Source organism: Sporosarcina sp. FSL K6-1522 (assembly GCF_038622445.1).
GTDB lineage: Bacteria > Bacillota > Bacilli > Bacillales_A > Planococcaceae > Sporosarcina.
On sequence record NZ_CP152019.1, the window covers coordinates 1113743 to 1134389 of the forward strand.

19 protein-coding genes are annotated in these 20647 nt (G+C 38.9%); all 19 read left to right on the top strand.

All coding sequences use genetic code 11. The features are described 5' to 3' along the window. The first annotated feature begins 119 nt into the window (after positions 1 to 119). The 19 genes from MKY34_RS05440 to MKY34_RS05530 all read left to right on the top strand — a co-directional run bounded on the left by MKY34_RS05440 (position 120) and on the right by MKY34_RS05530 (position 20416). A complete protein-coding gene (locus MKY34_RS05440) occupies positions 120 to 1070 on the top strand; it encodes an ABC transporter permease (protein ID WP_342514202.1) in 951 nt (316 codons plus the stop codon). After that, positions 1063 to 2013: an iron chelate uptake ABC transporter family permease subunit gene (locus tag MKY34_RS05445; protein WP_342514203.1), complete on the top strand. Its 951-nt coding sequence runs from the start codon at positions 1063 to 1065 to the stop codon at positions 2011 to 2013. Before MKY34_RS05440 ends, MKY34_RS05445 begins: the two co-directional genes overlap by 8 nt. Further along, positions 2010 to 2771, top strand: a complete 762-nt coding sequence (locus tag MKY34_RS05450) for an ATP-binding cassette domain-containing protein (protein WP_342514204.1) — start codon at positions 2010 to 2012, stop codon at positions 2769 to 2771. Before MKY34_RS05445 ends, MKY34_RS05450 begins: the two co-directional genes overlap by 4 nt. A 24-nt stretch (positions 2772 to 2795) precedes the next feature. Next, the gene (locus MKY34_RS05455) at positions 2796 to 3767 is read left to right on the top strand and encodes a siderophore ABC transporter substrate-binding protein (RefSeq protein ID WP_342514205.1); all 972 of its coding nucleotides are present in this window, start codon (positions 2796 to 2798) and stop codon (positions 3765 to 3767) included. Positions 3768 to 4036: 269 nt separating this feature from the next. Continuing rightward, positions 4037 to 5179 carry an MFS transporter gene (locus tag MKY34_RS05460; protein WP_342515198.1) on the top strand — a complete coding sequence of 381 codons (1143 nt, stop codon included), beginning with the start codon at positions 4037 to 4039 and terminating at the stop codon, positions 5177 to 5179. 208 nt (positions 5180 to 5387) lie between these two features. Continuing rightward, positions 5388 to 6302 (top strand): polyprenyl synthetase family protein, encoded by a 915-nt coding sequence (locus MKY34_RS05465; RefSeq protein ID WP_342514206.1) that lies wholly within the window; start codon positions 5388 to 5390, stop codon positions 6300 to 6302. 20 nt (positions 6303 to 6322) lie between these two features. Then, entirely contained in the window at positions 6323 to 6484 is a 162-nt protein-coding gene (comX, locus tag MKY34_RS05470; protein WP_342514207.1) for a competence pheromone ComX, read from the top strand. A gap of 49 nt (positions 6485 to 6533) precedes the next feature. Continuing rightward, a complete protein-coding gene (locus MKY34_RS05475; protein ID WP_342514208.1) occupies positions 6534 to 8870 on the top strand; it encodes an ATP-binding protein in 2337 nt (778 codons plus the stop codon). A 2-nt stretch (positions 8871 to 8872) separates the two neighbouring features. Further along, on the top strand, positions 8873 to 9535 hold the full coding sequence (locus MKY34_RS05480; protein WP_342514209.1) for a response regulator transcription factor: 663 nt from the start codon (positions 8873 to 8875) through the stop codon (positions 9533 to 9535). A gap of 740 nt (positions 9536 to 10275) precedes the next feature. Next, positions 10276 to 12141 (top strand): hypothetical protein, encoded by a 1866-nt coding sequence (locus tag MKY34_RS05485; RefSeq protein ID WP_342514210.1) that lies wholly within the window; start codon positions 10276 to 10278, stop codon positions 12139 to 12141. Then, positions 12141 to 12782, top strand: coding sequence for a hypothetical protein (locus tag MKY34_RS05490; protein ID WP_342514211.1), 642 nt, complete (start codon positions 12141 to 12143; stop codon positions 12780 to 12782). The genes MKY34_RS05485 and MKY34_RS05490 overlap by 1 nt, the downstream gene beginning before the upstream one ends. Then, the gene (locus MKY34_RS05495; protein WP_342514212.1) at positions 12760 to 13155 is read left to right on the top strand and encodes a hypothetical protein; all 396 of its coding nucleotides are present in this window, start codon (positions 12760 to 12762) and stop codon (positions 13153 to 13155) included. Before MKY34_RS05490 ends, MKY34_RS05495 begins: the two co-directional genes overlap by 23 nt. Positions 13156 to 13541: 386 nt before the next feature. After that, positions 13542 to 15446, top strand: coding sequence for an ABC transporter permease (locus MKY34_RS05500; RefSeq protein ID WP_342514213.1), 1905 nt, complete (start codon positions 13542 to 13544; stop codon positions 15444 to 15446). After that, entirely contained in the window at positions 15409 to 16275 is an 867-nt protein-coding gene (locus tag MKY34_RS05505) for an ATP-binding cassette domain-containing protein (RefSeq protein ID WP_342514214.1), read from the top strand. The genes MKY34_RS05500 and MKY34_RS05505 overlap by 38 nt, the downstream gene beginning before the upstream one ends. After that, complete coding sequence (locus MKY34_RS05510; protein ID WP_342514215.1) at positions 16268 to 16894, top strand: hypothetical protein; 627 nt, start codon at positions 16268 to 16270, stop codon at positions 16892 to 16894. Before MKY34_RS05505 ends, MKY34_RS05510 begins: the two co-directional genes overlap by 8 nt. A gap of 494 nt (positions 16895 to 17388) precedes the next feature. Next, complete coding sequence (locus MKY34_RS05515) at positions 17389 to 17727, top strand: DUF6054 family protein (RefSeq protein ID WP_342514216.1); 339 nt, start codon at positions 17389 to 17391, stop codon at positions 17725 to 17727. Positions 17728 to 17797: 70 nt separating this feature from the next. Next, positions 17798 to 18460, top strand: coding sequence for a uracil-DNA glycosylase (locus tag MKY34_RS05520; RefSeq protein WP_342514217.1), 663 nt, complete (start codon positions 17798 to 17800; stop codon positions 18458 to 18460). Between the two features lie 16 nt (positions 18461 to 18476). Then, positions 18477 to 19070 carry a DNA-3-methyladenine glycosylase gene (locus tag MKY34_RS05525; protein WP_342514218.1) on the top strand — a complete coding sequence of 198 codons (594 nt, stop codon included), beginning with the start codon at positions 18477 to 18479 and terminating at the stop codon, positions 19068 to 19070. A gap of 290 nt (positions 19071 to 19360) precedes the next feature. Beyond that, entirely contained in the window at positions 19361 to 20416 is a 1056-nt protein-coding gene (locus MKY34_RS05530; protein ID WP_342514219.1) for a hypothetical protein, read from the top strand. Positions 20417 to 20647 lie beyond the last annotated feature (231 nt).

The following is a 20647-nucleotide window of genomic DNA, read 5'->3' on the forward strand; positions in this document are numbered from 1 at the left end:
TGTCAATTAACCGTTGACACGGATTTCAATCATGCTATAATTGAATTTGCAGCTAACTGATAATCGTTTTCAATATAAGGTTCTCAATTGGGTGCAAATAATCGATATCGGGGATTTTCATGAAGAAACGTTATTTGATAGTCGCAGTTATCATTCTTTCATTCCTATCGTTATTCGTAGGAGTGAGCCGTATCACGCCGATGGATCTACTCGATTTTAGATCTGAAGAAACGGAAATATTCTTAATTAGCCGTTTGCCAAGACTGGTCGCTATTCTACTTGCAGGAGCAGGGATGAGTATTGCAGGTCTTATTATGCAACAGCTGAGCCGGAACAAATTCGTTTCGCCAACAACAGCTGGGACGCTGGATGCAACTAAACTAGGGATTCTTGTCTCTATGCTATTGTTTGCGAATGCTTCCACAATAGAAAAAATGATCGTCGCATTTGCATTCGCGCTTGCCGGCACGCTACTGTTTATGCAAATTCTTGATCGTATTAAATTCAAGGATGCGATTTTCATACCGCTCGTTGGGCTGATGTTCGGTAATATTTTGTCGTCGATTACGACATTCTTCGCTTACAAAGCGAATGTGATTCAAAATATGTCGGCATGGTTACAAGGTGATTTTTCGATGATTATGAAAGGACGTTATGAACTTCTATACATAAGTATTCCGGTACTCATCATCACATATTTATACGCCAATCGCTTTACGGTAGCGGGGATGGGTGAGGATTTTTCAAAAAACCTCGGACTTGCTTATAGAAGGATCGTCAATATCGGACTTATACTTGTTGCACTTATTACGACGACTGTCGTTTTGACGGTAGGAATGATTCCGTTCCTCGGACTCATCATTCCAAATATCGTTTCAATATTTAAAGGGGATCACTTACAGAAGACATTGCCGCATACGGCGTTACTCGGTGCGATATTCGTGCTAATCTGTGATATTTTGGGCCGGGTACTCATTTATCCGTATGAGATTTCGATTAGTTTAATGGTCGGCGTTATCGGCAGCGGAATCTTCCTCTATTTATTGTTTAGGAGGAAGGCTTATGCGTAACTCGACGAAATTACTTATACTTACTGCGTTTGCTGTTTTCTTCTGTGGTCTTTACCTATTTCAAGGATTGAATGGCAGTTTTGACTATGCATTGCCACGTCGAGGCATTAAAGTGATGGCAATGGTCTTAACGGGTGTCGCCATCGCCTACTCGACAGTCATTTTCCAAACGATTACACATAACAGGATTTTGACACCGAGCATTATGGGATTGGATTCACTATACCTGCTATTACAGACGGTTATGATCTTTTTCCTAGGTTCGGGTCATGTAACAATCGTCAACAAGCATGTTAATTTTATTTTATCTGTTGGGACGATGGTCGTCTTTGCGCTTATTCTGTACCGGTTTTTATTCCGCGGAGGAAAGCAGCCCATCTACTTCCTATTACTTGTAGGAATCATCGTTGGAACATTTTTTGGCAGTATTTCAACATTCTTGCAAGTACTCATTGATCCAAATGAGTTCATGCGTGTGCAGGACAAGATGTTCGCAAGTTTTAACAACGTTAGCGGGGAGCTCGTTTGGTGGGCGCTTGCGATTGTGGCATTGGCCTTCGCCATCGGATGGAAGTCACTCAAAGATTTGGACGTTCTCTCACTTGGTCGAGATACGGCCATTAACCTTGGTGTTTCTTATGACAAAGTGGTTAAAACGATGCTGATTTTGTCAGCGGTACTTATTGCAGTCTCCACTGCGCTTGTTGGACCGATTACGTTTTTCGGTTTAATCGTTGCGAACTTGTCTTATCAATTTTTTAAGACGTATAAGCATTCTATTCTAATTCTCGGTGCATCTGTCATGAGTGTTATCGCCCTTGTTGGGGGACAGTGGGTTGTTGAACGAGTCTTTACGTTTTCAACAACGCTTAGTGTCATTATCAACTTTATCGGCGGTGTCTATTTCATCTATCTACTATTGAAGGAGAGTCGATCTACATGATCCAAGTCCGTGAGTTATCGAAGTTTTATGGTAAGAAAGCGGTCGTCGAAAAGGTGAATGTTAATATTCACCGTGGGAAAATTACGTCTTTCATCGGGCCAAATGGTGCGGGGAAGTCGACGCTCCTATCAATGGTTAGTCGTCTGCTCGATGCAGATACAGGTGAAGTCCTTGTCGATAAAGATAATGTCAAACAGATGAAATCGAATGAGTTCTCAAAACGTGTGTCGATTTTGAAGCAGTCGAACTTTATGAATGTGCGTTTGACGATTCGCGAGTTAGTGTCATTTGGACGCTATCCGCATTCGAAAGGGAAATTGACGGCGGAAGATCTTCGCATCGTGGACCAGGCAATGGATTACATGGATTTAATGGGTATGCAACATGATTATCTAGATGAATTGTCTGGTGGACAACGCCAGCGTGCATTTATTGCCATGGTCATCGCACAGGATACAGATTATATTCTGTTGGATGAACCACTCAATAACTTGGACATGAAGCATTCTGTTCAGATTATGAAAATCCTGAGAAGACTTGTGGATGATCTAGGAAAAACAGTTGTCATCGTTTTGCATGACATTAACTTTGCGTCTGTGTATTCCGACCGAATTGTTGCGCTGAAAAATGGTCGTGTTGTGAAAGATGGCCCGACGAATGACATTATCAATTCCGATGCATTAAAAGAAATTTACGATATGGATATTCCAATTAAGCAAATGAATAATTGTCGTATCTGTGTGTACTTTAACTCTTAATTTTAAACGAAAAGGATGGTTCAGATGAAGAAACTTACAATGGCATTATTGATGTTCGCACTAATGGCTCTACTTGTAGCTTGCGGAGCGAAAGAAGAAAAACCTGCAGATAAAACGTCAGGTAGCGATAGTAAACCAGAAACAGAAGAAACAGCAACACCAGAAGAAATGACAATCAAGCACCAACTTGGCGAAACAACACTGCCGAAAAACCCTGAAAAAGTTGTCGTATTCGACTTTGGTATGCTTGATACACTTGATGAACTTGGCATTGAAGTAGCAGGTCTTCCAAAAGCAAACGTTCCAGCGTATTTGGAGAAATATAAAGATGAAAAGTATGCAAACCTTGGTGGCTTGAAAGAACCTGATTTTGAAGCAATTCATGCGATGAAGCCAGATGTCATCTTCATCTCTGGACGTCAATCAGACCTTTACGAAGATTTGAGTGAAATTGCTCCAACTATTTTTGTAGGTGTAGATACAACGCGTTACATGGAGTCATTCAAAGAGAACATGAACATGATTGCTGAACTTTTCGGCAAAGAAGCTGAAATGGAAGCAGAGCTTGCTGACATCGATGCGCAAATTGCTGCTATCAATGAAAAAACAGCTACTGATGAAGACAAAGCGTTAATCGTTCTTGGTAACGAAGGGAAAGTAAGTGCGTATGGAGCAGGTTCACGTTTCGGTTTGATCCATGACGTATTTGGTTTTAAAGCAGCAGACGAAAAAATCGAAGTTTCTACGCATGGCCAAAGCGTATCATTCGAATACATTCTTGAAACAAACCCAGATGTTCTTTTCGTAATCGATCGTGATGCAGCTGTAGGCGGCGAGGCAAGTGCGAAAGATGCAATTGAAAATGACTTAGTGAAGAAAACAAATGCGTTTAAAAACGGCAAGATCGTTTACTTGGATGCTGACTACTGGTACCTATCAGGTGGCGGATTGCTATCTGTGAAAGAAATGGTGAAAGAAGTAGAAGCAGCACTATAATAAAATGGAGGAATCGGTTCACTATAAGGTGAGCCGATTCTTTTTTTATTCGGGTGCCAGACCATTGAATTTGAATAGGCTTGGAATACACTCTAAATGCTCCAGAAAGAAAGCACTACAATCAGCTGTACTTGACACCACAACTCAGGGTATAATGACTAGTGTAAAGACACTAGGCGTGATATGGAGCGAGGAGTAGACGGATTGTGAAGAAGAAAAAACAAGAGATATCTCGAAATAAATTGTTAGCGCTGGCTGGAACAGGTTGGATGTTCGATGCAATGGACGTCGGGATTCTGTCCTTTGTTATTACGGCGCTTGCAGTGGAGTGGCAGCTAACGCCGTCTGAAATGGGCTGGATTGGTAGTGTGAACTCCATTGGGATGGCTGTAGGGGCATTGGGCTTTGGTTTACTTGCGGACCGAATTGGCCGCAAGAACGTCTTTATGCTGACGCTTGTCCTATTTTCGCTTGCAAGCGGATTGTCTGCATTGACGACGACGTTGACGGCATTTCTCATCTTGCGCTTTTTAGTTGGTGCAGGACTCGGCGGAGAATTGCCGGTTGCATCGACGCTCGTTTCTGAAAGTGTGGAAGCGAAGGAACGGGGACGTGTCGTCGTTTTGCTGGAAAGCTTCTGGGCGGCGGGTTGGTTAATCTCCGCATTGATCGCTTACTTTGTCATTCCGGCATACGGTTGGAGAATTGCATTAATCATTACGGCGCTACCTGCATTTTACGCCATTTACTTACGTCGGAAACTGCCAGATTCTCCAAAGTTCGAGGCGGAAGGTCAACCGAAGCAATCAGTGTTTGAAAAAATGCGATTGTTATGGTCGAAAAAGTATGCGCGTCGAACATTAATGTTGTGGATTGTCTGGTTCATGGTGGTGTTTTCGTATTACGGCATGTTCTTATGGTTGCCGAGTGTGATGGTGCTCAAAGGCTTTAGTTTGATTAAAAGCTTTGGCTACGTCCTCATTATGACGCTTGCACAATTACCAGGATATTTCTCAGCTGCATGGTTAATCGAACGTGCAGGACGGAAGTTTGTACTGGCAACGTATCTCCTTGGAACAGCTGTCAGTGCGTTTGTCTTCGGGAGTGCAGAGACCTTGCCGATGCTATTGCTCTTTGGGGCATTGCTGTCGTTCTTTAACTTGGGGGCATGGGGGGCATTGTATGCCTATTCTCCAGAGCAATATCCGACAGCGATTCGCGCAACAGGTTCGGGAATGGCGGCTGCGGTTGGACGAGTTGGTGGAATCTTCGGACCGTTACTCGTGGGTTCACTATTGGCGGCTGGGTATGGCTTCGGGATGATCTTTGGCATCTTCTGTGGTGCGATTATCATTGGTGTGCTAGCAGTGGTGTTCTTGGGGACAGAAACGAAACAATTGGAATTGGAATGAATGAAGGGCCCGCCTGTTGAAGGTGGGTCTTTTTATATTTGAAAGGAATAAAGGGACACAAACAACCCGTTAAGCAATCTTTCAACTTGATATACCGCAATGTTGTTTTCGTATATCCGCAAGTGATATTGCGGTGAATGAGTGGGTAAAATGTGCTAAAGTATAATAGGTCAAAAAAACTATTATTTAGGGGGGAGGAGGAAAGTAGTTGAGTACGGCGCAGTCTGTTTTGATCAAAAAATCAATTGAAAAAGTTATTAACGAACAAATTACACAACAGCAATTGAAAGAACAGCTTTTAATGTTTGTTGATTACCAATCAAAGCAAGGATTCTCTTTTGGAGAATTACTCGTTTTGCACTACAACCAATTCAATGGAGTAGTGACAGAAGAAATTTACTCAGTTGCAGCGGCTGTTGAAATGTTGATATTATCCTCCAATATGTTAGACGATTTCGAGGATGAAGACTGTATGGATAAGCCATGGTCAACGGAGGTCCCTTTATCGTTAAATGCAACAACTGCCCTTCTTTTCTTGAGTGCAAGTGTAATCAGAACTACAGATTTTAAAAATAAGGATAAAGCGATTTCAATTTTGATAGAATATGCGCTTCGATCAATAAACGGTCAACATAAGGATCTTCTTAATAGTAGTAGAAATGAAACGGACTACATCGAGATGACTTTAGAGAAATCAGGTTCGTTGGTTACTCTTGCTTGTCTTATAGGCACAGTATTAGCAACGGATGATTATCCGAAAGAAATCGTGACCTATTCTGAACTAATTGGTTTAGTAGGTCAAATTACCAACGATTTAAAGGATATAACAACATGGAACGAAAAAAATGATCTATTAAATAAGAAATTTACCCTTCCAATCATCTATTTACTAAACTACCCGGACGATGATCTTCAGTTCATTCGTGATTATTATAATAATAAGTCAAGCGCTGATGAAGTTATCAAGAATCAGGAGTTAATCAGTCGGAAGCTTGTTGAAACAGGAGCTATCACTTATACCGAAGTGATTAGGAAGATGCATCAAAATAGGGCATTGAACGAAGTGAAGAGACTTCCAGTTGATCAGCATTATATTGATCAACTAGTAAAATACATACACTAAAGAACAGGGGGATATAAAAAATGCAGGATATTATTCAGTTTTTAATCAATAATGCCGATGTATTAGAAAAAGTAAAAGCGGGAACAGCAAGTTTAGTTGGCGTCACTGGAGAAGAAGTGAAGGCAATCTTGGAAGTGTTCTTTGATAGACAAATTACTCCAAAGGTTTATTATTGGGAATAAGAGTTTAAAGTCGGAGGAATTTTTCTCCGACTTTTTTTAAGGAGAGAAAATGAAACAGAATATTAAAACGAATATTATACATTTACTGCTGTTTTTAATCGTATTGGGACTGACGAGTTATTTCACTCTAACGATCTTACAGTTTCCACTAGTCGGTATGAAGGTGAAGCAAGAAAATCACCATTGGATAGTAGAACAAAAATATAAAAATGGATGGGCTTCAAGTCAACCGATTGAAGAAGGAAGCATAGTAGAGCTTGTTGACGAGGAAAAAACGGAAAGGCATTCGACTGTAAAGCGGTTTGGTAGGGTTGAAATGGCCAAATCCGTAACAATTACGAATAATGATTTGAAAAGCCATACCTTCAATATATCTTATCTTCACATGACTCTGAAGGATATGTTTTATTTACTGTTTCCAATGTTATTCGCTACAGTGACTATTTTGCTAAGTGTTTTTCTTTATGTGAAAATGAAGGATGATCGATCTGCCATCATTTTAATTTATTTTTTATTGTCATTAGGAGTTTGTTATTTAGGTGCTTCCATGTCTGCTAGAGGAGACGTGATAGGAAGAATTTTAACAAACATCACCCTACCAAGCACCATCATTTTATTTATCCATTTTTTAAAAAGGTATTTTGGGAAATATGGCTTAGTATTTATTAAAACGACATCTCTTATTAGGTTATATGTGATTTACATGTTTTTTGTAGTCGTTATATTTGGCAATCAGTTCTTTCCGGTCATCAACAATTATATCAGCGAGTTTAAGTTGCTGTTTTGCTCATCAATACTTTTTTATTTTCTTTTTTATCTAATCCGATTTTATAGTGAATATAAGCATTCTGAAGGGAAATCGATTCTGAAAATCCTGAAGTTTACTATATTTCTAGCTTTCAGTCCGTTTACTTTTTTTTATGCAGTACCTACCATTCTCTTTAAAAAAGAGCTACTTTCGGCAGAAATTACAACTATTTTTTTAATCATTATCCCTATTGCAATTGTCTATTTACAAGTGGCGGAAAAGTTGTTTGATATAGAGTTTTTCTTGGATAGGCTACGCTACTACTCATTCATTTCATTTCTGTTTACTGTATTACAGATTGTATTGTTGAGATTTGCACTGGGCATTAAACTGCTGCCAGGTACGACTGTGATGATGTTCTTTATTTTGTTCATCTGTACAATATTGTTAATATATCTGAAAGAGCACCTCGATTATACACTTCGACATCATCTATTTTCACAAAAAGGTGATTTTGGAATGAGTTTATATACATTTTTCCAAAGAATGAAGTACGAAACAAAGGTATCCAGTCTGATTACGAATCTTGAAAATGAAATCAGAGATGTATTAATGGTGAAAAAGGTTTTATATGTTGAAGTCGTTCGAGAAGAAGTCGAAGGAAAGTGGATACTGAAGGACGGGAGTGAATTTCTGGCTGCATCAACTGAAGACGTAGAAAAAATGAATTGGGATCATCATCGGATTGGAACATTAACTGAAGTAACGGGTGGATTTGCGATTGTGATTGGGGGAGATTACAATCATAAAAAAATTATTCTTTTAGGTATGAAAAAATATAAGACCAACTTGAACGTACAAGAAAAAATATGGTTGGAGACACTAGCGTATGTTTCAAGCATTCTTTTTGAAAACCTTCAATTGATTGAAGGACTTATTGAGGAAATCGAAAATTATAAAGGGGAAAATCATTACAAGGAAAATGATAATTATCCCTTCTGGCTTTCGAGATTATTGTTCTCTCTAGCAGAAAAAGAAAGGGCCAATCTATCAATGGATTTGCATGATTCCGTACTGCAAGATCAGTTGCAACTTTTAAGGGAAATTGAAAAGATATCAGGGAAAGTGACCGATGGATCTATCGAAAATGATTTATTTGACCTGAAGGAAAGAATGCTAGACAACATCCATTTAGTACGAGAAACATGTAATGAGCTTCGCCCTCCCCTTTTAAGTGAATTAGGGATTATTCAGTCTTTGCAAAATTTAATCGACCAGACAAAACTGCGTAGCAACTTCATATTAATATCCGAATTGGACCAATCGATTCGAACATTGGATCAGGAATATGACTTAGTTCTGTATCGTGTGGTACAAGAACTTTTAAACAATGCTATGAAACATTCCTTAGCCTCCGAGGTCAAGATAACATTACGTGAAAAAAACCAATACCTGTATTTGACATATTATGACAATGGTAAAGGGGTTGATATGCTGAAGTTAAATGATTCCCTTAAAACAATAGGCATATTCGGAATAAAAGAGCGAATAAAAAGTATAGGTGGAATAATTGATATCCGTTCTGCTCAGGGAGAAGGAATGCAGGTAATTATCAGGTTGAAAACTGGAGGGAATTAGGAATGATTAATGTATTGATTGTGGATGATCATCCCGCTGTCGGCGAAGGAACTAAGGCGATGATCGATCAAGAAGAAGATATGAGGGCGGATGTACTTTCAGATGTTGAAGAAGTGATAGGGAACCTTAAAGAAGAGGTGTACGCAATTTACTTAATAGACTTATATATGCCAAAAGTAAATGGGGTTGAATTAACTAAAATGATTTTACAAGTGAATCCTGATGCAAAGATTCTCATCTATACTGGTTTTGATTTAGTGTCGCATTATAACCTACTGATTGAAGCAGGGATTTCAGGGTTTATGAGTAAAACTGCAACACAAGAACAATTAATCACCGGAATCAGATGCGCATTAAGGGAAGAAGTTGTCATCCCACTTCATTTGCTTAAACAACTAAGAAGGGTGAATGCCGGACCTTCAACTAGCGAAGGAGAACAGAGCTTGGGAGATATTATACTTTCAAGCAAAGAGCAACAAATATTAGATGAGGTATCCAAAGGACTAACCAATAATGCAATTGCTATAAACCTTTCAATGAGTCAACGAACGATTGAATATCATTTAACTAAAATCTTCACAAAACTAGGTGTGGGCTCAAGAACAGAAGCTTTACTAAAAGCAAGAGAATATGGATTGTTATCTATGCAGTTAATGGATACTTAAATGATTTCGGAAAACCGCAATATGGTTTTCGGTGATATTGTTCAAGATTTATCTGTGAATGATTGTTGTACGAGAAATGATATAGCCGAGCTTACAGTAGGTCAGCTACGTTTATAATTTAATAGACGAAAAGTTGTGCACCTGGAATCTCTTCTATCATTCTAATCAACCACATGGGTGATGCGGTTTTTCGAAATTCGGTGAGTATTGTGCCTAACTCAAATCGCTGTTTGAGAATAGTTAAGTCAGTGAGTGCGAAAAAAGAAACCACTGGTTAGTAATGTACAAAATAATGAAGAACCAATCCATTTTATCACTCAATGCTGCTGTGTGTATAATCCTACAAGGGAAATACATGTCAGCTGGGGAAACAATAGGGACGATTTGTAAAGCGACATGTGGTGGTTTGTCATATCTAGGCTATCATTCTCGTCTTTTCGTGCAAAGTTCGGCAGCCTTTTCCCGAGTAGTCGGGAAAAGGCCTCTTGCAAGAAGGAATCAATTATAGTGAAAGATTATTGTATTTATAGCAACATTTTTGCAGTATCCGACATCGACCATATCGATAGACTAAATTGGTGAATGAACGCAAGGGGGTTGCGGGAACTCGCAGTACAATTTACGGTGAAATTGGAAGAAAGGTGTGAGAAGGTATTAATAGGTCGAGTGTTATGAATATTAAGTTTGTGGTGCGAATATCTAGCTATACTACGGACTAGGCTGCGGAAAGGATAAAATAGATGAAGATTTTGCCTGTGTTGTCTAGGTTGGCCTTGAGTTTGAAAGTGGAACTTATTCTTCTTTCTTTGTACACGTGTATCCTTATAATTTATTGTGCCAATCCAAATGTTATCAACCCAGTAGAGTTTACTTTATACACCAAGTACCTTATACCCTTTGGATTTTTTATCTGGATGTTTGTAAGTTTTCGCTTAACTCTTTTGATCACGAAATCTTTTCCACTTAAATGGCTTAGGATTAACGAAATAGTACAAAATCCAGCGGGGATTTTATTCAATCAAATTGGACTTTTGTTTACTTTTTTTTTAATAACTCAAATAATAATCGCTGCTGTAATAGCGAGTATTATTGTAATTGCTTTCTCATCTGGGTTTGATCTTTTAAAGTTGATTTTTCAATTATATTTTATTTATTTTGGGCTTCCGTATATATGGGCGTGGTTCAATGGCTTGTTCGTAGGAATCATTTATACATATTATTCTCAGAAAAAAGCAATATTATTATTTGGCATATTATTTTTATGGATAACAATAATGTTTTCTATGGAATATCACTTGGTATTAAGTAGCATATTTATTGAAAATCGTTGGCCTTATATTGATCCCATACATAGCCTGACATTTTTAATGGAGAATGTATGGATTAAGTTGGCATATCTTATTTGTTCAATAGGAGTTTTTATTGTTTTTATAAAGATTAGGCGAGCTATCACTAGCTGTGTTATAAGCGTTATCTTCATTACCTCAGCGATGTTTTTAACCCATTATACTCCAAGTCAGTTACAGTCGGCTGAAGTTTTACTGACAAATGACTTAAGATTATATGAAAAAATAAAAGACAAGGTCCATGAAAATATAGATCCCACAGAAAATTGGAGGATTACAGGAGTGGATGTTGATACTCAGTCCCAATATCCGATTGAAATTGAACTTACTTTAGATAATAAAGATGACTTGATACGTTTTTCAATTAATGAACAATTTTCGATAGCGCATATAGAAAGTGAAAATGGAAATCTAGAATTTAAACAAACAGGAAATATTGTCGAAGTTGAACCAGATGGAGTCCAATCAATGGTATTGCATTATGAAAAAACCTTAGGTACTAGTTTTTATTCGTTGATGGCAAATGCAATTTTATTACCGTTTGAAGCAAACTGGTATCCACAACCTACTTTCTCGAATCACTACACGATAGATCCATTTAGAAATCTTCATGTCAACTTTGAAACTAAAAAGTGTGAACAGGTAGAGTTAGTCGTAGGGGAGGAAAATTATAGTTGGAAAGGAGATCGCTTAGATTGTTTATCTATTATAAAAGGTGCATATGAACAAATCGAATTCCCGGGCACGAAGTTAGTTGTTTATCAACCATTTTTGACGAGAAAAAAGAATTATGTAGAACTGAAAAATCAACTCGAAGTAGTTCGTGATGAAACTTGTCGCTTGTTCGAAGATATAAAAGATACCGATTACTGCACTAGTTATATTCAAACTATTTCGATAATAACGAAAAGTATGAGTGCAGAGCCTCTTTCACTCTATGACAGTACAGTTTCAAATGGAAATTATACTTTTTATGTTAACCCTTTTTTGGATGTAAAATATAAACCTGTAACTGCTCATATTGAAGAGTTATCGACTTTTTTAATACCGTATAGAATTTTAGAAGAGGAAGAGCTTATATTTTTTATTAGCCAGTATTTAATTGAGAAACTGGATATCGAACCAATGGGATATCTAGAATGGGTAATGAAGGGTTCTTCTATTCCTTCGGATGGATGGATCAATTACACTAATTTAACCATTGAGGAGAAAGAAAAAGTGTTACTTCAAATGGTGGCAGGAATGAGGGGAGTCGACTAATGCTTAAATTAAAAGATGTCACTATTAAAAGCGGTGGCCAACTAATTTTGCATGAATGTAATTGCCGAATTGCCTCTAACTCAATTATTGTTGCTAAAAACGATGTTGATACTGAGATTATTGCACTAACCCTCGCTGGTTTTCGTCCAGTAAACGAAGGTGAAATATATATAATTGAAAATACTCTAAGTCAAAATCAGAAATCCAATAAGAAAATATTTTTTGTTATCACAGAAGAGTTTGGTGAATTATGGAAGAATTATCATCTGCAAGAGATCCATAGATTAATGAAGAGAAAATCTCAGGCATTATTGTTGTGTGAAAAATATAATATATATCCCCATGACTCTATTGATTCACTTACAAACTTTCAAAAACTTATTTATTTTGTTTCGATAGGTCGTTTTTTAGGAAGGACTATATTTATATTTGATCATCCGACTAAATATTTGGACTACAAGGAATTGGAGGAATTCAATAAATTCCTGAACGAAGAATTTATGAATGAAAAATATCTTATCTTTACAAATAGGTTTGATGAAATATTCACTAGTTCACCAGGGGAAATCTATCAAATTGATTCTACCAAACCGCTAATATTGAAAGGGGGTGAAAAGAATGCTGATAAGCAAAAAGCGTAAATCAAGATCGAAATTTGTTGCTATGTGTCTTGCGATGGTTATGATAGCAACTGTTAGTGTGGTTAGTGCGGCGCAATCAACTGCTAATCTAGATGGCTCAGGTACTTCCAAAAGTACATCAATTCTTACAGCGACCAAGGCTGGAACAGGAAATATCTACGCTACAAATAATGGCGCAAACACAACAACACGAGGGTACGCAAAAAAATCTATTAATTGGCTGCCTGATAGTACTGTCGCTTCTACAAATTGGTTGAATCCGGGACAATCACAAACAGCAACATTTACTCAATCAATTGGTCAAGAGTACTATGGTCAAATTGTTGGTCAAACAAGCTCATCTAGGGGAGGTGTTAGATTAACAGTAAACTGATTATCTAAATTGCACATGTATAGTGATTGAACTTATGATTTACCTTACTGTCTTAGTTGATTGGAGTGCGGAACGAAAATCAACATTTAGAAGAAATTATTTAATTCAGCGTATATAAATAGGCAGCGGCAGGGGAAATGACCTGGTTATTTATGTCATTCCCCTGCTTGATTTTTAATTATATAGGAAGTAAATGGTGGTTGGATAGATAAGAAAAACAGAGTGAATTTTACTTTCGGAGTATCAGTAATTATCCCGATAGAAATGAGTGAAATAAGTTGCGCTGGAAATTTCTTTTTGTCTTTTATCTAAAGCAGATATGCAACAGTAAAATCTATATTGGGGCAAGTATATTATTTTTTCTTTTGTTATTTAGCAGGTTGTTTTTGTTCTTTACAAACGAATATGACATAGAAGAGTACGGGAATTTGCCGAGCGAGATAGCGATGATTGTTCAGATAGTGTCAATCTTTTATATCATCTTTTTCTATCGTATCCATTCAAAAGAACTGCTTTATGGGATACATACTTTCTTTGTGGATGGATATCGGATTATGTTGGAGAAAATTGGTGCGATGTTTGCAGCCCATTTTCTGTTTCAGGGAGTCATGTTAGCCGTTACATACAGCTTGTATACTGTAATCTATTTTATCGTTGGAGTTGAACTATCAAGTATTTATTTATCTTTAATTCGATTTTTGTTCATTTATCTATTTGCACCTATGCTGCTATGTATGCTGTATGGTGTAATTATAGCCATACTCTTTGGTACAAGGAAAAGTAGCTTTTTAGCGATTTTAGTTGTATGGATTATGACTGGTGGTATGAATGCAGAACTATTTTCTTCTTTATTTTTGACCATCCATGCTAACGACTGGAAGTCCTTACTCTTTATTGGTCTGAATACAGTGCAGGTTGTCTATCAATCCTATACTGGTTTTGATGTACATTGGGGAAATGAGCTAAAGCTGATGACATGGTTTCTAATTGCCACGGGTATCATTTTGCTACTTTCTCTTCGGTGGACACTTAGAAGGCGAGAGCGAAACGGTACTATGATAATTCTATTGGTTATAATGTTCCTTTCGGTAGCTACTTCATGCGGTGTAGTTGAATTAAGTACAAAGACTTTTAATAGAGCCGATTATTTGACGGAAACAGCTTATTATGAAAATCTAGCTGAAACTGAAGCAGATATACATTACGCGATTCAGTCATATTGGATAGAATTGAAGAAGAAACAGGCGACTGTTCAGATTACTTTTTCAGAAATGGACACTTTGGAACCTGCTTTTCAACTTTATCATGCTTATCCATTGAAATGGATTAAAGCCGATGATGAACAGGTGAACTTTACACGTAATGGTGACCTTGTGAAGGTTCAGCTACCGACGTCTACATCATCATTGACTTTTCATTATGAAATTACTGACACGAGCTTTGTACCTTATACAAATGGGAGGACGGCATTACTAGCGGATACAGCTTGGTATCCTAAAAAAATAACTTCTCATATGTATGAACTGAATGAAAGTATAAAGGAGATTGAATTAAGTGAGGGATTCTTACCTGATGAAAGCTATTCGTTTACATTGAAAGCGGACGAAGTGTTATTTAGTAATTTGCCAAGGCGTGGGGACGTCTACAGTGGGGAAGCACAGGCGGTAACGCTTATTAAAGGGCAGGGGAATGAGTTAACATCTGGTGATTATCAGATTACGTATCCAGCGGACTGGCCGCATATGAAGAGAAGAGTACGAACGGTGTTGGTATTATTAGAAAAAACACTAGAGGAAATTCAACAGTTTGCGCCTACAACCGTTCAAACTTTGCCGAAAGCTATTGTTTTTTCGAACTCTAGGCTGTCTTCTTTTATGACGAAAGACCATCTTGTCTACAATACGGGGTATCCGGATGCGGTAGATGCACACGCTACAACGAAGGATTTTCAGAAAAATATGCTTTATTTTGTTGTACAAAGGAAAGGGCCTCATTGGTTATATGAGGAATGGGTTAACATGGCGAGTGATTATATTCGAGAGAAAAATGAATGGCAAATTGATATGAAGGGGATTAGTTCCAATTTGCATTATTTTTCGGAGTCAGAGCATGAGCAGGTGGATGTCATCTATCAGCGATTCCATCAATTGAGTGAGGAAAGGCAACGACAATTTCTTCAGGACTGGTATGCAGCAATGGACGATACGTGGACGTGGGATCAGGTGTTGAAATTTGTAGAGGAGGAGAGGGGAAATGGAGATTCGGGTTCAAGGATTGACAAAAATCATTAAAAAACAGCGAATATTGTCCAACTTTTCCCTCTCATTTACAGGGGTTTATGGGTTATTAGGTCCAAACGGCGCTGGCAAAACGACATTAATGAAAATACTAGCGGGGTTAATAGATTTTAACGTAGGAAGCGTGTTCGTAGATGATGAGTTAATTAGTACGAGTACAACTGTTAAACGAACAGATTACATTGGGTATTTGCCTCAAGACTTTATGATTTACCCGGAGCTCACGATGTACGATGTATTAGAGCATATCGCTGTGCTACAAGGTGGCAAGTCACCTATCTCCTATCATGACCAAATTAAAGAAGTCCTAGAGCAAGTCAATTTGTTGGACCATGCTTATAAGAAAATGCATGAATTATCTGGGGGGATGCGCAGGCGTGTAGGCATTGCACAGCTTCTGTTGAGGAACCCTTCTGTCCTGATCTTTGATGAACCGACTGCCGGGCTTGATATTGAGGAGCGCGTTCGTTTTCGTAATCTGTTGAAGCAATTAGGGAAGCGTCATACTGTCATTATTTCCTCGCATATTGTTGAAGATATTGAATTTCTTTGCACGAAGATTGGTGTTATCAAAAGTGGTGAGGTGCTATTTGAAGGTGGACCTGATGATCTAAAGAAAAAAGCGGCTCACTGTACCTATGAGATGGACGTTCAACTGACAGAATTAGATGAGATTATTGCGACAAGGGATGTTGTTCAGATGAATGAAGAGTCTTCTCATGTCGTGGTACGTGTACTATCGGAAGAGCCTGTTGGTCAACCTGTTAGTCCACGCTTAATGGATGGATATCTTGCGCTTCTGAAAGAGGCTGCCAATGACTAAACTTATTCACTTATTTACGTTCGATATTAAACTGCTACGTCATTTATATGGCTTTCCGCTCATTGCCTATATCTTGTGCGCTTTACTTATGTTAACTGTTGGAAAAAGTTCTGGTACTCCATTTATGCCCTATATATTTTTAGAAGGCATTGCGATACCGATGGCTGGTTGGCATTTGGTCTTTCTCTATAATAGTTTGTACGAAGAAGGTGCAAATGAGACACTAATCGTTTATTATCGCAATGTAATCATCATTGACATCATGCGCTATATGTTCCTTCATGCAATCTTTATCGGCCTTTTAGTAGGAGTGGCTATATGGATCAACGGGCTAGATTTCTTTACAAATATAATCATTGTGCATTTAGTCCTCTTATTTGTGTTTTACCAACTAATTGGCGTAGCTATTTTAAGTGTGACAAAAAGTTTAGATATTACATTGGCGCTTATTGTGACCTATACATTTATGGAAGTGGCGACACAGGGAACTTTTATGCCATGGCCACACTTGTTTTTATTTCATGAACCTTACGGAGATATGTGGCTAGTATTGACTTATTTATCATTAGGAATAGGTATTTTACTAGCAGTTATTCAATTATGGCGGAAGTTTAAATAGGATTATACATGGTATTAAATCAGTTTGAACAAGAGTGAATGAGGACCGGCCTTTGGAAGGTGGGTCTTTATTCATCTTATAAAATTCCTGTACTTAAAATCAGTTCACTATTATGCCGATGCATAATAGATTTACCTAGTTATTACATATATCCAATGTTCCCTTCATATTGTAGCGGTAGGATTAAGATAAGAGGTAAATGATTTGAAAAGGGGAGATTGGTAGTGAGGATGCTTGAATCGAATGTAGAAACTTCATTTAAACGAAAACGGATAAATTCGCTTATTAGTCGCAACAGCATTATGGAGAAATTTTCATGGATTCATATGAAAAGAGAGCATCTTCCACAAAGAGGCTATTATCCACTTCCTCCAAGGAAGTAATCGTCAGGTCCCTACTTCAGTTGAAGTGGGGGCTATTTTTGATTGCTAAAATAGCGAAACCTTTGTTGTGGTGTATTCGTAGAGGAAGGTAAGAATGGAAGGGCTGAGATGATGTCGGTGCGTGAATTCATAGTCAATGTGTCGCCAACGGAAGCGATGGAGGCCATTGAGACATACGTGGTTGAAGGAAGTGTTAGTGGAACGCTTGTCGATCGATACGCGAGGCAAGTCGGGGAGCATGAGGTTCATGTTCTCATTTTGGAGAAGTATTATATGCGATCCAACAATCGGGCATCACTCACGGTGACGATTGATAATTTTGATGGAAAGACCAAAGTCCATGCGGTGGCATCGGGCGGTTCGGAGGGTGTATTCTTCCGCTTTGATTGGGGAGCGGGCAACAATTTTGCCAACAGTGTGGAGGTAGCCTTGAACCCATATATAGTATGAATGTATAGAGCCTTTCCTTTAGGGGGAAGGCTTCTTTTGGTAGAATGAAAAAATGAGAGGGGGGCTTCCTATGTTTCGAATTCCTGAGTCGATTGCGACACTTGGTAAAGAGCGAATTGCTGGTTTTCCCGTAGAGGGTTTTATTTACGGGGAAGGTCCGCAGCAACCGGAGCTAATGCTCATTGGGGAAGCGCCGGGTGAATTTGAGCTGGTCGATGGCATTCCGTTTATCGGCCGTGCGGGAAAGGAACTGATGAAGTCCCTTGCGACGATCGGGTTGGCGCGTGAAGACGTCTATATTACAAGTGCAGTACGCAGTAGGCCATATCGATGGGGAACAAAAAAAGAGCGCGATGGCACGACAACGGAGCGAAAATACAATCGTCCACCGACGCGAAAAGAAATCTTGGCACATGCGCCTGTGTTGGATTATGAACTGGTGAACATCAAGCCGAAACTGATTGTCACGCTTGGCAATGTAGGCTTGCAGCGCTTGCTTGGAAATGAGGCCAAAGTGACGGAGCTTCATGGACAACTGTTAGAGCGTCCTATCCAATATTTGTGTGAACTTGAAGATACAACGTTCAACTGGACGACAGAAATGTATCGGATTGTGCCAACCTTTCATCCGGCCTCCATCTTTTACAGACCATCCCACAGACCCTCGTTGGAAGCAGACTGGCTAGAAATTGGGCGTATTTTGAGAGAGATGGATGGCAATGCTTCGTCATAAGAATGGGGGTTGAAGGATGTACACACCAGTCGATAAAAGCTTTTTCGAAGCGCCTGTATTGGAACTGGCACAAAAGTTACTTGGGCAGTATATCGTTCATGAACAACCAAGTGTGGCGCTTGTGGCACGTATTGTTGAAACGGAAGCCTATCAAGGGCCGGAAGATCGTGCGGCGCATAGTTTTGGAGGTCGTCGAACGAAGCGAACGGACGTGATGTTTGGTGAAGCAGGGCTTGTCTATACGTATAGGATGCATACACATACGCTGATTAATGTTGTTAGTGGTTCTCTTGAGACGCCACATGCGATTTTAATCCGCGGGGTTGAACCTATTGAAGGGCTTGAACAGATGAAAGAAAATCGTGGCGCTCAATTGAAAATGACAGATTGGACGAATGGGCCTGGGAAATTGACGAAGGCGCTGGGCATCACGATGGAGTATTACGGTCACCATTGGTCAGATAAGCCGCTTTTCATCGCTGAAGGACCGGGTGTAAGCGAAATTATTGCGGGGCCGCGTGTAGGAATTGGGAATTCAGGAGAGGCGGTTCATTATCCGTGGCGATTTTACGAGAAGGATAATCCGTTTGTGTCGAAATATCGTGCGTGAAAATGAATGGGCTGTAAAGGCAGAGAAGACGTTGATACGTTGTAGAGAAAATCATATAGGAGCATACGTTGGAGTTGTTTTTAGAAAATAATAAGTATTTAGAATAAATAATTGAATTATAAAATTAATGTGTTTTATGTGAAAGCCCAGACTATTGGGCTTTTTTTGTTGTTGAAATGATTAGACAAGCGTGTTAAATTAGTACAGGAAGAAGAAAAAACGAGTTAAATTTTTTGATTATTTAGTAGAATGGCTGTTTTCAAAGACAGCGAAATCAATCGGAGGGCATCATGAAGAATATACTCAAAATGGGAAGCGCTTTCATAGGAATTATTGTTGGAGCAGGTTTTGCTTCAGGACAAGAAATCTTGCAATACTTTACAAGTTTTGGCTTGATGGGTAATGTTGCAGCCATCGTGTCGACTGCGTTGTTTGCGTATCTTGGAATGATTTTGACACGCCTTGGAAGTCGGATGCGCACGACATCACATAAGGATGTTATTTATAAAATTAGTGGTCGTTATTTGGGCGTAATTGTTGATGCGATTATTATATTTACATTATTTGGCGTTGGAGTTGTTATGATTGCGGGCGCGGGTGCGAACCTGAATCAGCAGTTCGGATTGCCGTCTTATGTAGGTAGTCTGCTAATGGTTGTTTTGGTTTTGCTAACGATTATGCTTAATGTAGACAAGGTTGTTGGCGTTATCGGAAGTATTACACCGTTTCTGATTTTGGCGGTAGTTTTAGTTGCCGTCTATTGTCTAGCAACATTGGATACTTCGTTCTCTGTATTAGATCCAGTTGCACGTGAAGTGAAGACGACATTGCCTAACTGGTTTATCTCAGCTATAAACTATGTATCCTTTAATATCGCGGTCGGTGCTTCTATGGCACTTGTAATGGGCGGAGCGGAGAAGGATGAAAAAACGGCAGCATGGGGTGGACTCGTTGGTGGACTTGGCCTCGGGATTCTCATCTTGTTAAGCCACTTGGCAATCTTTTCAAAAATCGAAACGGTCGCTACTGCAGAAATGCCAACGCTGGCGATTATCAATGACATTTCCCCAGTAGCAGCTATTTTCATGGCGTTCATCTTGTACGGTATGATTTTCAATACGGCTGTGAGTATGTTCTATGCATTTGGTGCACGTTTTGTTCCGATTGGTACGAAAAAGTTTAAAACGTTTGTTTTCATTACACTTGTGATTGGATTTGGCTTGAGCTTTGTTGGTTTTACAAAGCTAGTAGCTTACTTCTACCCACTAATTGGTTACCTAGGTCTGTTCCTAGTCGCTGCATTGATCTTTGCATCGTTTAGGCTACCTGCAAAAGTTCAGGGATAAAAGAGTGACAGGGGTTGTTTCGAAGGGGGGTCCTTTGAAGCAGCCTCTGTTTTATTGATCGGAGAAAAATAATTAAATTATACATTAGGCACTTTATATACAATTGCATTTGGAGTACTTTGAATCGAACACTTTCTTCGATAATCGTATGGTGATTGCTCATCCGTCGCTCTCCAAAGACGTGGGTATACAAAGTGCGCATACTTTTTGGAAAGAAAGAATCATCGGCTC